This window comes from Cuneatibacter sp. NSJ-177 (assembly GCF_022867805.1).
Taxonomy (GTDB): domain Bacteria; phylum Bacillota; class Clostridia; order Lachnospirales; family Lachnospiraceae; genus Pseudolachnospira.
This window is the reverse complement of the sequence record NZ_JALIFO010000001.1, coordinates 448,199-460,608: the sequence shown is the minus strand read 5'-3', so window position 1 is coordinate 460,608 and position 12,410 is coordinate 448,199. Positions and strand designations below refer to the sequence as shown.

Annotated in this window: 15 protein-coding genes and 1 tRNA gene; 3 read left to right on the top strand and 13 right to left on the bottom strand. The window is 50.1% G+C overall.

All coding sequences use genetic code 11. The features are described 5' to 3' along the window. Nucleotides 1-47: 47 nt before the first annotated feature. Nucleotides 48-524 (bottom strand): VanZ family protein, encoded by a 477-nt coding sequence (locus MUB23_RS02045; RefSeq protein WP_244798522.1) that lies wholly within the window; start codon nt 522-524, stop codon nt 48-50. 218 nt (nt 525-742) lie between these two features. On the opposite strand from MUB23_RS02045, the gene MUB23_RS02040 reads away from it, so the two are divergent. From MUB23_RS02040 to MUB23_RS02030, 3 genes are all read left to right on the top strand, one after another. Beyond that, nucleotides 743-1,102 (top strand): sporulation initiation factor Spo0A C-terminal domain-containing protein, encoded by a 360-nt coding sequence (locus MUB23_RS02040; RefSeq protein ID WP_244798521.1) that lies wholly within the window; start codon nt 743-745, stop codon nt 1,100-1,102. A 372-nt stretch (nt 1,103-1,474) separates the two neighbouring features. Further along, entirely contained in the window at nt 1,475-2,371 is an 897-nt protein-coding gene (locus MUB23_RS02035) for a YitT family protein (RefSeq protein WP_244798520.1), read from the top strand. Nucleotides 2,372-2,439: 68 nt separating this feature from the next. Further along, the gene (locus tag MUB23_RS02030; protein ID WP_244798519.1) at nt 2,440-4,761 is read left to right on the top strand and encodes a COR domain-containing protein; all 2,322 of its coding nucleotides are present in this window, start codon (nt 2,440-2,442) and stop codon (nt 4,759-4,761) included. A 189-nt stretch (nt 4,762-4,950) separates the two neighbouring features. Here the strand turns inward: MUB23_RS02030 and MUB23_RS02025 are convergent, their stop codons facing one another. The 12 genes from MUB23_RS02025 to MUB23_RS01970 all read right to left on the bottom strand — a co-directional run bounded on the left by MUB23_RS02025 (nt 4,951) and on the right by MUB23_RS01970 (nt 12,408). After that, complete coding sequence (locus MUB23_RS02025; protein WP_244798518.1) at nt 4,951-5,712, bottom strand: SDR family NAD(P)-dependent oxidoreductase; 762 nt, start codon at nt 5,710-5,712, stop codon at nt 4,951-4,953. Between the two features lie 180 nt (nt 5,713-5,892). Continuing rightward, nucleotides 5,893-5,964, bottom strand: a tRNA-Gly gene (locus MUB23_RS02020). Nucleotides 5,965-6,087: 123 nt separating this feature from the next. Beyond that, entirely contained in the window at nt 6,088-6,600 is a 513-nt protein-coding gene (locus MUB23_RS02015; RefSeq protein WP_244798517.1) for an isochorismatase family protein, read from the bottom strand. Further along, nucleotides 6,593-6,820: a small, acid-soluble spore protein, alpha/beta type gene (locus tag MUB23_RS02010; protein ID WP_244798516.1), complete on the bottom strand. Its 228-nt coding sequence runs from the start codon at nt 6,818-6,820 to the stop codon at nt 6,593-6,595. The genes MUB23_RS02015 and MUB23_RS02010 overlap by 8 nt, the downstream gene beginning before the upstream one ends. A 64-nt stretch (nt 6,821-6,884) precedes the next feature. Continuing rightward, nucleotides 6,885-7,076, bottom strand: coding sequence for a PspC domain-containing protein (locus MUB23_RS02005; RefSeq protein WP_244798515.1), 192 nt, complete (start codon nt 7,074-7,076; stop codon nt 6,885-6,887). Between the two features lie 96 nt (nt 7,077-7,172). Continuing rightward, the gene (locus MUB23_RS02000) at nt 7,173-7,892 is read right to left on the bottom strand and encodes a DUF4097 family beta strand repeat-containing protein (protein WP_244798514.1); all 720 of its coding nucleotides are present in this window, start codon (nt 7,890-7,892) and stop codon (nt 7,173-7,175) included. Next, complete coding sequence (locus tag MUB23_RS01995) at nt 7,889-8,665, bottom strand: DUF1700 domain-containing protein (protein ID WP_244798513.1); 777 nt, start codon at nt 8,663-8,665, stop codon at nt 7,889-7,891. Before MUB23_RS01995 ends, MUB23_RS02000 begins: the two co-directional genes overlap by 4 nt. Then, nucleotides 8,662-8,982 carry a PadR family transcriptional regulator gene (locus MUB23_RS01990; RefSeq protein ID WP_244798512.1) on the bottom strand — a complete coding sequence of 107 codons (321 nt, stop codon included), beginning with the start codon at nt 8,980-8,982 and terminating at the stop codon, nt 8,662-8,664. Before MUB23_RS01990 ends, MUB23_RS01995 begins: the two co-directional genes overlap by 4 nt. Nucleotides 8,983-9,303: 321 nt before the next feature. Next, on the bottom strand, nt 9,304-10,134 hold the full coding sequence (proC, locus tag MUB23_RS01985; protein ID WP_244798511.1) for a pyrroline-5-carboxylate reductase: 831 nt from the start codon (nt 10,132-10,134) through the stop codon (nt 9,304-9,306). A gap of 251 nt (nt 10,135-10,385) precedes the next feature. Further along, nucleotides 10,386-11,102: a SpoIIIAH-like family protein gene (locus MUB23_RS01980; protein WP_244798510.1), complete on the bottom strand. Its 717-nt coding sequence runs from the start codon at nt 11,100-11,102 to the stop codon at nt 10,386-10,388. A gap of 18 nt (nt 11,103-11,120) precedes the next feature. Beyond that, the gene (locus tag MUB23_RS01975) at nt 11,121-11,705 is read right to left on the bottom strand and encodes a stage III sporulation protein AG (protein ID WP_244798509.1); all 585 of its coding nucleotides are present in this window, start codon (nt 11,703-11,705) and stop codon (nt 11,121-11,123) included. Nucleotides 11,706-11,826: 121 nt separating this feature from the next. Next, complete coding sequence (locus MUB23_RS01970; RefSeq protein ID WP_244798508.1) at nt 11,827-12,408, bottom strand: stage III sporulation protein AF; 582 nt, start codon at nt 12,406-12,408, stop codon at nt 11,827-11,829. Between the last annotated feature and the right edge of the window lie 2 nt (nt 12,409-12,410).

Below are 12,410 nucleotides of genomic sequence, written 5' to 3'. Positions count from 1 at the left end.
ACTTTTGTCCTCCAATTTTTACCGCTCCCCATCGCCTAAAATGATCTCTACCGCTCCGCCCTCCGTCGTCTCAGCCGCAGGATCCATAGTACCAGCAGCCAAATGCCGATTCCAAACGCAGCTCCCATGGAATCGATCCCTACATCCCTCCACTGCCCGGCGCGCCCCGGTACAAAGAGCTGGTGAAATTCATCGGAACAAGCGTACAAAAAGCAGATGGCGCCAGCCCCGGCCACAGACCACCGCAGCCTTCCGGCGACTTGACGCATCCAGCCAAAGCTGGTGATTCCCAATAAAAAGTAAACTGTGAAATGCCCCCATTTCCGCAGCGGCAGCAGATCCAATACCGGCGTCTCCTCCAGTACCCACCGGACCGGCTTTAATTTCATCAAACATTCCATCACGCCATTGCTGACCTGGCTGGATTGCTCTCCGGGTTGAGTGGAGAAACAAAAGATGACGGCCATGACGGCAAACATTGCCGCCAGCCAAATAAATTGACTTTTCCTCTTTTTTCGTGTCACGTGCAATTACCCCATTCTTACTGATCGAAATTTGTCCGATTCTTGTATTCTCACTTTTTTCTCAAGATTTTCAAGTATAATCATAACACCTTCCTCCAACTCCGACAATAGCTATTGTTTCCGCTTCCATACAGTCTCTTTTTGTCGCCGAACGTCTATTCCGTCCCAACACTTTGAAAATCCCCTACAATTGCCATAGTTACATTAGGAGGAAAGAAATGGAAAATATCAAGCGCCTTTTAAGGGAAGCGAAGATCTCGCAAAGTTACAAAGGTTACCAGTATTTACTCCATGCAATCCGGCTGGTGGCAGAGAATGAAACTCGCCTTTGCCGCATGAGAGAGGAAGTGTATCAGAAAATTGCCGAGATGTTCCATGACAATTACAGGAATGTGGAAAAAGACATCCGCACCATCCGAGACAAATTTTGGAACAGCCAAGGACAACTCTTTCTGGAAAAGATCACCGGAAGCAAAATTGACGACAAGCCCTACCCCAGGGAGCTAATCGAATATTTTGTGGACTATTTGAAGGATCAGGACCAGTCCACGGGCGAACCGCCAATGCCACAAAAATAAATTCCCGCCGCCCCAGTGCACAGCCATCCGGCTACAGGGATGAAAGGAGCGTTGGACTAAAAAAGAGAGAAAAAATGAGAGTCGAATGCAGACGAGCAAGTCTTTTTTTGTATCCGGCTTTTTTCGTGCGCACATCTGCAGCTCCCTCACACACCTTTCCCCCCTTGCCGGCCGGCTGACGAGGGAGAAAGAAAACCCCACAACATCTGAATGATTCCATCCAGACGGAGCCAATCAGAGGAGAATCGCCTTCCCGATTCCAGTGTCTTTTCAGAAAAGCATTGCATTCTTTAAAGCATTATAATATGATGAGACTATAAAAACATATCCCATTTTGTCCTGCTGCAGATTGATGATGTGAGGAGGCCGTCTATGGAAAAACAGGAAATTCAGAACCGATTCAAGTACAGAGAGTCCGGAAAAATCATGACCGGGATACTTGGTGCTCTGATCTACTCTCTCGGCATGAATTTTTTTATTGTGCCGACCGGACTGTACAGCGGCGGCGTTATGGGCATCGCACAGCTGATCCGGACCTTTCTCGTCTCCGGCCTGGGCTTCCACTTCGGAGCCCTGGATATCGCCGGTATCATTTATTACGCTCTGAACATTCCGTTGATCCTATTTGCTTTCAAGATTATGGAGCGGGAATTTGTGATCCGGACACTGATCACGATCACGACGGTTTCCGTTGCGCTTTCGCTGATTCGGGTACCCATGCAGCCGATCCTGGAAGAGGACATCGCCAACTGCCTGATCGGCGGTATCACCTGCGGATTCGGCATCGGCACTTATCTGCGGGCCGGCAGCTGCGGCGGTGGCTTAGAAATCGTCGGCGTGTACCTGATGCGTAAAATGAAAGATTTCAGCGTGGGAAAGATGAATATGCTGGTGAATCTGGTTATTTACGCAATCTGCCTGGTCATTTTTACTCCGGCGGTGGCGATTTACTCCATCATCTATTCCTTCTTCTCCTCCTTCACGATTGATAAAGTCCACTCTCAGAATATCCGGGTGGAGGCGATTATCATTTCCAAGACCAACAACAAACTGATTGAAGAAAACATCATGAAAAAACTCCACCGCGGCATCACCTACTGGAATGCCCAGGGAGGCTACACCGGAGAAGAGGTGGACGTGCTGTACACGGTGTTGACAAAGTATGAAATCGATACCTTGAAACGGATTGTGTATGAGGCGAATCCCAAGGCGTTTATGGTGATTAAGGAAGGGCTGTCGGTGGATGGAAATTTTGTGAAGCGGGTGTAGCACAGGCAAAGTGATCCATCTGTTGAATCCAGTTTATTCTATGATTTTAAGCAAGGAAGGAGCTGTCCATGAGAGAAAAGTCCATCCTTACCTGTATGGAAAACGAAGAAAAAATTCGTTTCCGTCAGGTAGAAAAAATTGATTACCGGGACGATAAAGGGCAATACGTTTATGACGAAGCGACCGATTGCATTATTGAGCTGAAATTGCCCCGGCGGATTGCCAGAATACCGGAAAAGGTGTATGATCTGGTTCATCTAAAGGTATTGGATATCAGTTTGGCCAAAGTCCAGCAGCTCTCGCCGAAAATCGCCCGTCTCTCCTCATTAGACCATATTAATATGTACAATACGCTGATTACCTCCCTGCCCAGGGAAATCGGCACGTTAAAAAAACTCCGAAATATCAATTTGGCAGAGTCGCCTTTAAAAGCATTGCCGGAAGAAATCTGCGAATTGGAAAGATTGGAAAAGCTCACCTTATGGGGGACAAAAATTCGGGAGCTGCCGGAACAGATCGGGAAATTAAAGGCTCTGAAATGCCTGGACCTCCAGGACTGCCGGTTAAAAACACTGCCCCAGAGCATTCTGGATTTAACGATTGATTTTAATCAGGATGAAAACGACCACTATGGAATCCGGATCATCCATCTATGCTTGGATGACAAAAAGATGGAGCAGGCCATCCGCGGCGGAAAACAAGGATTGGAACAATATTTTCACAGCGATGATTACCTCCGCTCCACCTATGACTATGAAGTCAAATTAATTCTTCTGGGGAATGGAGCCGTCGGAAAAACCTGTCTGTTAAATGCCCTGCTTGATAATTTCTTTGACGTTGAGCAGAGCAAAACCGAAGGAATTGACATTGTGGACTGGATGGCGGAAAAAGAGGGCCAAAAAATATGTTTCCACATTTGGGATTTTGGCGGGCAGGAAATCTACCACACGCTTTATCCCCTCTTTATGACCAAAAATGCCATGTACCTCATTGTTTTGAACGGCAGAAGCGACGAAAAACCGGACGACTGGCTGCAATTCATTGAGACCTTTGCCCCGGAAGGGAAAGTTATCCTTGTCGTCAACCGGATCGATGAGAACCCCAAGGCAGACATTGACCGGAAATACTATCTCAATAAGTATAAAAATATCGTTTCCATTATACGCTGCTCCTGCAAACTTTCCGACCATCCTGAAGGCAACATCGATCTTCTAAAAAGAGAAGTCATCCGCTCCGCCTTGGATGAAGCGTATCGGGTCAAGGAAACCCCGTCCTGGCAAAATGTATTGCAGGCCATTCAGAGAGCCAACAAAGATTATTTGACTTTTGATGAATTTTCCGAGGTGTGCGATTCCTGCGGCATCCTGGAACAGGAAGATATCTTAGAGACCCTGGACTGGCTGAATTCCTTAGGAGTCATTGTTTCCTACAAGGGGGCTCCCTATGTCGTGCTGAATCCGGAATGGATCACGGACTCGTTAAATTTCATCTTCCGGTCGGCGACGCAAAGCAGTTATGACCGAAATGATTTTTACCGGGAAATGTATCGGTTTAACAAAGCGTACAACATCAGCAAGTGCGAATTCTTGATCCAGCTGCTGTGCAAATTCAAATTATGCTACACACAAGATAATCGCATCTTTTTTCCTGGTCTCATCACAGAGTATGCGGACCTGAGGGCGGAGCAGGAACGGAATTGGTATAAAATAGCCTGGAGCTACTCCTTCTCTCCTATTTTGATTATGCAGCGGATCCTTGCGGTCTACAGCAAGTTCTTAGTCGATCCTTGTGTAAAGAAAAATTTGATTCATTTTCAGCTAAAAGGCGTTGATGTGGTTGTCTATTCCGTGGACCGGAATATCGTCGTGGGGATAGACAGCGGCCAGATCCCAGAAAGGCGGGACATTGTCAGCATTTTGGGACAGACCATGGATGACATCCACAAAGAACTGAATATTTCAGAAAGCACTTATACGAAAATGATGGTTTTTACCGATGGAAAAAAGGAGGTCTATTACAAAGTCAAAAATCTTGGGAATTTAAAAGAGATGGGGATCGATATCCTGGCAGTCCCTGAACTGATGCAGACCTATGATGTCAATCAGCTGCTCCTTGATTTTCCTGAAAATTTATCCCAGGGGGATAATCTGACGATGGTTTTGAACCGTGAATTGAAGCTTATCATTGACCGGTTGGAGGAGATAGAAAAAAAGGATGATGCGTATAGCGAACAGGTACGGGAATTGGTGCTGGCGCTGGAAGCTTCGATTGAACATCCGACTCCGACGAATAAAAAGAAAGCGCTGAAATTGCTCCAGGCGCTGCCGAAGGTTGTTTTTTCTTTGGTGGGGAAAAGCGCGGATATTGTTACGCTGCTGGGGTTATTGTAGGGAGGAAAGGCGGGGACTTGGGACGATACTTCGAAGAGATTGCGTGAACGCCTCTGCCAATCCGGTTCTTCTATGATTTTCTTGGCTGTATCTAAAACCCTCCATACTGAGTATTTTTTCATACATCAGTATGGAGGGTTTTCCTATCTATCAGCTGATCTCAAGTAAAATCTTTACGTCCGCTGCCGATTAACCGACAAAGCCTCCGTCCACCGAAAGCACCGCGCCAGTGATATAAGCTCCCATATCGCTGGCCAGGAACAAAAAAGCATTGGCAATGTCTTCCGGCTTGCCCAGGCGCTGCAGGGGAATTCCGGCGGCCATCTGGTTAATCAAACTCTGATCCAGAGCGGCTACCATATCGGTCTCGATGATACCGGGCGCCACTGCGTTCACACGGATGCCGTCTTTGCCCAGTTCACGGGCCAGGGATTTCGTCAAACCGTTGACGGCGAATTTACTGGTCGGATAGGCGCTTCCGCTGCGCTGAGCATACAGGCTTACCATAGAACTGGTATTCAAAATCACGCCCTGTTTTTTTGCCCTCATCAGAGGCGCCACCGCCTTGGACATATTGAAAACGGATGTCAGATTGATCGTCATCACATCATTGAACTGCTCGCTGTCGTAATTATAGATCGAGCAGTTGTCGCTGACGCCTGCATTGTTGATCAGAACGTCGATTTCTCCGAACTCCTGCGCAATGCCGTTTACCGTCTGCGTAATATCCTCTAAATTGGATAAATCCGGATGGTACCCTTTCACCGGAAATTCCGGGTTAATCTTCTTTAATTCCTCCAGCGCATGGTCAACGGTTTCCTGTCTGGATCCAAACAGAGCCACCTTCGCTCCCTGCTCCAAGAATGCCTTTACGGTCTCGAAGCCGATTCCTCTGGTTCCGCCGGTCACCACCACCACTTTTCCCACTAAGGAAGAAAATACATTTTTCATCTGCCAACACTCCTTTTCCTGCTTGTCTGCACGTTACAAAAATAACATACCTATGTTATAAAGATAACATAATCTGCCAGTTTTGTACAGCAATATTTTTTTCCTGGTCCATTATTCACATAAAACTTATTGAAATACAAAAACAGCGCCACGTTTTGCGCGGCACTGAGAAAACAAAAAAGCGCGAGACGGGATTCGAACCCGCGGCCCCCACCTTGGCAAGGTGGTGCTCCACCCCTGAGCCACTCGCGCATCGCCTGTTTTACAGGCACGTGTTTTATCATACACGATAAAACGCTTCTTGTCAACTGCTTTTTAGAATTTTTCCAATTTTATCCTTGTACATAGATAAGACCGGCCGCGGCAGATACACATCTATTTGATCAGACGGGAAATTTGGCGGAACACATCCGTACCAGCGCGCTCTGTCAGCTCAAATAGGCAGGCTTCCACCGTCGTCAGCCGGGCGCCTTCTTCTTCCATTCGGCGAAGCGCGATCTCCCGGTCAAAGGGATTTCGGGAGTCCAGGCAGTCAGCCACTACAACCGGCTGATAGCCTGCCTCCTTCAAATCCAGAACGGTCTGGAGCACGCAGATATGCGTCTCAATGCCAAACACCAAAACGTTTACCCTCTCTGGGTCAGACTTTAACTGTTCTCTCATACCGGTCTCACCGAGACAGCTAAAAGATATTTTCTCCAGATAGCTCTCGGTGCCGGCCGCAGCCAGAAGGCGTCTGTCCGTCATCCCCAGCCCTTTTGTGTACTGCTGGCTGACAACTACCGGCACTTCCAGCAGCCGAAGTCCTTTCAGCAAGATCTCTGTCCGTTCCATCAGATGCTCCGGCCGGCTCATCACCGGCAGCAGCCGTTCCTGAATGTCAACCATCCACGCTTGCGTGTTCCTTGGCTTTATCCTCATTCTGCATATTCCTCTTTCTCCTGCTCAGCAGACCGCCGATCCGTCCGGATTCCTTTGCGGACAGCACCCGCCAGCCGCCGGACAGGACTTTGTCGTAGACGCCGATCTCCGCTGCGATTTCCAGCTTTAATTCTTCTTCCGGCGTTAAATTTTCAAGGTCAATTGGTTTTTCTTTCTTTTTACCCATAATAGAGGCTCCTTCCTTTTTCCAGAGTATTGACGGAAGGCCCCTCCCTTATACAATATCAGAATTAATATTCCGGATCGCTGGGAATGATGATCGCAGCGAGGACGTAGGCCACAATTCCGGCGCCCGTACAACCAAAGATCACCCAGACCAGACGAAGGATCGTGGGATCCACATTAAAATACTCTCCCAGTCCCCCGCAAATACCTGCTATCATCATATTTTTTCTTGAGCGGTACAGCCTTTTCGTATCCATAACAACCTCCTTATTTCCTCATTGATCGATTCGGGCGTATCCGCCCGAATCCGTTCCCACTGCAGTCAATGCCGCCAACAGATATCTCCTGTTTCCTCACTCCAAGAAAGACACTTCCACTTTACCCACTCCACAGTGTACGTTCAGCTTCGCATTTGTTTCATTCGTATTATGATTCAATCCCTTATAATGACGATCTCCGATCGTAACTTCGCCGACATTGCAGGTGACATCCGGACGAAAATCCGCCTCGGTTCCCCAAAGGCCCAGTTCCACCTCGCCGACTCCGCAGGAAATATTCACTTGATCCGCTTTTGCCTCGTCGATGGAAACACGGCCTGCTCCGCAGGTAACCGACAATTGTCCGGCGTTTACAGATTCTGCTTCCAGCTCCCCGGCGCCCACGGATAAGGAAAGCTCGGATAATTCTATGTTTTCCGGAATCGTCAGCTCAATCTCCCCGGCGGAGTGGAACAGATCCCAAAACCCATTGTCCTCCTCACCCTGACCGATATGCCAGGTTCCATCCACAATTTCGTTTCGGAAATCGTTATACAGTCCCTCCCCATAAATCGAAAAAGTCTCTCCTCTTTTGATTTTCAGCTGACCTGCACCCATATCCACGACCACCCGCTCAATGGTTTCCCCCGGATACTCCGCTTCCACTACAGTGCCGGTGCCGTGAAAAATTCCCCAGCGACCTCTGTGCCACTCGCCGTTCGCCGCTGCAATTCCAAAAGCGATTCCTCCGCCGATGATACCGACGGCAAACAGGATGACGCCGGCGATGACAAGTCTTTTCACACCCTTTCTCATATCGTCTTTTCCCCTCCTTTGTTACGTCCCCGAAAGATCGTATGAATACCTCCGGCAATCCCGCGGACTATGGCTGGAACCGCCGTCCCGTAAAACCAGATGGAGAATCCCAGCATCAGAAGTCCCAGACCGGTCATAGCCAAGCCGGCAAAGCATCCGAGCACGCCCCGAAGCGGAGAATAGAAAAATCCGATAATCCCGGCGATAAACGCCACCACGCCGCCGAACAGCAGTGCTAAAGTCAGCACGCCGGCTGAGACGAGCAATCCCAGCAGAACGCCGCCGAGTCCAAGCAGCAGCCCCAAGAGCCCTCCGCCAAGACCAAGAATCACAGGCGCAGCCATCAAGCACAAGATCAGGATCAAAACCACGACCCAAGGAGACGTGTTCCGGCGTTCCTCACTGTGTGTCCGTCTCTCCCGCTCCGGTTCGTAGGGTTCGCTCCGCCGCTTTGCCCTCTCTTTCCGGAATGCTTGCTCAAAATCTCTTCCGGACCGTTTTGGCCGCTCGCCCACCGGATAGGCCGGTCCGTTATACCGCGGGTCGCCATACCCGTTTTCACTGAATTCCCCCTGATCCGTCCCGCTCAGACCGGCTTTGATCATCGCCGCCACCCTGGCCGGACTCCCCAGTTCATTCAGCACGGACGCTTCTTCCTCCGGTCCGGCGTCCTCCAGGTAATCCCGAAAATATTGGAGGGCTTCCTCCTTCTCTTCCTCGTCCACGTCCTGGAGCATATATTCCAGCTCCCTCAGGAAATCCTCCTTCATCATCTCGTTACCTCCGCAAATATTTTCGATATCTTGCTTGAATAAGATATCCATTCGCTGATATAGAGCCGCAGCTGGGCTTCTCCCTGCGGCGTCACCTTGTAGTACCTCCGATTCCGTCCTCCATACTCCATGTCGAACACCTCCAGTAAATCGTCTTTTTGCAGACGCCTCAACACCGGGTAGAGTGTAGACTCGGACACGTCCAATACTTTCCGGACATCCTGGGTAATCTTGTACCCGTAAGTTCCCTCCGGTTCGCGGGAAACCGCTGCCAGCACGATCGCGTCCAGCAGGGCTGCTCCTGTATTAAATACCATGCCATCATCTCCTGTAGAGCTACTATATTATACTTTTGTATAATATCTCGTTACATGCAATATTATATGTCGTATAATATTATTTGTCAAGCACTGATCTCTTAAGAAAATCAAAAGATTCTCCAAAGAGGTTACTGGTTTTTGGTTCCTGCCCACGACTTAGCAAGAACCCTCTGGTTCCACGGTCGCCTGCATGCAAAAAGGGGCTATCGCAAAATGGGGATTTTCTACAAGATATCCGGCTTAGCTGTGAAACAAAACGGACATCTGATAGAAAAACCAAATTTGCGACAACCCCCGATCGTTTTCAAAAAACAACCGTTATTTTATTTTTCCGATCGAGCTGAAACGCTCATAGGCGTCAGCCACCGCATTGATCACCGCGCTGCGGAATCCTTTGTCTTCCAATGTCTTGACCCCGATCATAGCAGGGCCTGCCGGCGAACAGACATCGTCTTTCAAGCCTTCCAGGTGCTTATCGCTGGAAAGCAGCAGCTGAACCGTGCCGAGAATTCCTTCCAGGGCATATCTTCTCGCCTGGGGCCGCAGCAGCCCGTTGTAAACGCCGCCGTCCGCCAGGGAATTGGCAAACATAGCGATGAAAGCCGGCGAAGTGGAGGTAAGAACCGTCCCGGCGACAAACTGGGACGGAGGCAGACTGTCGAAGCCGCCGGATTCCCGGAGAATATATTTGAATTCTTCCAGCTGCTCCTTCGTGTAGCTGTCGTCCTGCATGATCAGAGTAAACCCTTTTCCAATCAGGCAGGCCGTGTTCGGCAGGATCCGGATAATCGGGACCTGTTTTCCCTGAAGCCCCAATGCTTCCACATAGACAGCGCTATCGACTCCGGCCACGATCGTCACGATAATTTTCTTCTCTCCCGCATCCAGGCACTCTTGAAACGTGGATTTGATTTCTTCAAGAACCCCGCTTAAAAACTGAGGCTTGACGCAGAACACCAGATATTCCGCCGACTGTACCGTGGCCTTGTTCCCCTCGACAAAATGGCAGCCAAGCTGGTCTGCCAGGGCCTTTGCCTTCTCCTGAACAAAGTCCGTCACCACGACTTCCTTCGGATCGATCCCCCGGCAGGCCGCCGTTGCCAGCGCCGTTCCCATGGTGCCGCTGCCGATAAATGCAATCTTCTTCATATCTTTCCTCCTTTTCCTTGCCACTTCAGGCTCGTCTTCTGCAATCCAGAGTTCCGCCGGCGGTAACCGGATCTAATAACAGTCCTATCTTCATAAACCTGCGCCGGTTACATAAATTTTCACTATTTATATATTCATTGTAAACGTGGCGCCGGAACAAGTCAAATGATTTCCTCAAGTACGTAAAACCTGTATAGCAAAAGAAGCAGGACAAATGCTCTGTCCTGCTTCCTCTCGGAACTTTCATGATTCTACTCCGCCTGGGACTCTTCCGGCGCGCCGGTCTCTCCCTGCGTCTCATCCTGCGCTCCGTCTTCTTCCGGAGCCTGCGTCTCCTGCGTTCCCGCGCTGCCGGGCATCAAGGATATCGTAATGTTCTCCACCGAGACATCGGTCTTTCTCTTCACAATATCTTCCACCTGGGCTCTCTCGGCATCGCTGAGCTGAGTTTTTCCGATCACCACGTCCACCGATCCGTCCGTGATGCTGACCACCGAGTTCTCAAACCCTTTGGTCTTCAGCAATGTCTCCGCTGCGTTCTCCTTCTCGGCGATCGTAGTCATCGAAACCATGGTATCGATGGCATCCTGCTTCTGCTCGGAAGAAATATTCTCGTTGTTGACGATTTCCAGCAGAGCCTCTTTGTTCTTCGCGCGAGTCTGTTCCTTGTTCAGCGTCACTTCGGAGATAAATTCCACGACATTGCCTCCGCTGGTGAATACCGCTTCTCCCGGTTCCGACTGAGACCCTTCGGCTGCGTTTGTCTCTCCGCTCGCCGTGGTCTCATCGGAGGACGCCCCGACGGCCTGGTTTTCCTTCATGATGTCCTCCTCGGAAATATCCGTGAGGCCTGCCATGTTGGCCGACGCCGGCTCCTCCTTACTTATGTAATTCAGGTACCCGGCTACCGCTATCATGACGGCCAGCAGAGTGAGGACAATTTGGTTCTTTTTGAATACCCGTTTCACTGCATACGCTCCTTTCGCTCATGAACCCCTTTTTAATACTCTAATCTTATGTACCTCAAGCGGAAATAATGCTTGCACCGCTTCGGTGATTTCAGTTTTTACCGTTGCTTTTTCCGCTCCCTCCGCCAAGACCAGCACTCCTTCGACTTCCGGCACCCGTTCCTGCACCACATATGGACTGCCTGAGCCGCCGCTGCCGCCGGAAAGCAAGGTGTCGGAATTATAGGTGTGCTCATTCTGGCTCCGGACTCCGCCGTTGCTGTCCGTCTCCTCCACCTGTTTATCCGTGCGGGAGGTGTTCTCCTGCAGTACTTTTTCGCCTCCGTCTTTCAAGGTGATCATCACTTGTACATCACCGGCCCCATCCACTTGGGACAGGATGGTTTTAAGGCGCTGTTCCAGTTGTTCTTCATAAGAGCGGTTCGTTGTACTCTCCCCGGAAGGCGACGTTGCCGTCTCCGGTTTTTCCTCCTTGCCGGAGGGCCAGGATATCACCACCAGCAGGAGCCCGGCGGCCAGGAGAATGGCTAATTTTTCAATACGCCCCCATTCTTTGAAGGGCTTCCCCGGCTTTTTATTCTTCCAAATTTCCCTTAGATTCACATCGGATCCTCCTTTCCTTCCTATTGCCTGTCTCTTTCAGGCATCCAGGTACACTCCGGCAGTGTATCCTTTCTTTTGCCCGTCTTTCGGGCATCCAGACACACTCCGGCAGTTTTCCGCCCTATTCCCGCAGGCTCAGCGTGATCTTCTCCGGCTCTATACCGAGAATCCCCCCTAGTTCCTCGGTCAGTCCGGCCAGTTCCGGTTCCACCTCCTTTTTTCCCTCCCCAATCACAACCGGTTCCACCCGGATCCCTCCCTCCTCTTCCTGCCCTTCTTGCCGGAGCACTGCTGTCAAGGAATAGATCTCGCCAAAATTCTCCGCCTCAGGATCCAGGCACAGCTCCGCGGAAAAAGAAGCCAGGCGATACCCCTCTTGTTCCACCATTTCCTCCACCCTGCTTTCCAAGATAGCCTCGTATTCGCCGGATAAGCCCTGCTCTCTGGCCGCCTCCGCCTGGGCCATCACGTCTTCCATCTCATCGGAGGACTGGATCTGCGAAAAGGAATCCATCGCATCCAGGAGGCGCTGCTCCAGACCGCCTGCCGACAACAAGGGCGACAGAATCAAAAGCACCAGAATCAGCCCGGAGAAAAAGCGCAGATACTTTCGGTATCTCTTGTGCGGCAGGATTTGAAATAATAGCTCGCTGAAAATCAGGTAAACCGCCAGATTTTTTACCCATCCCAATAGTTCTGTCATCG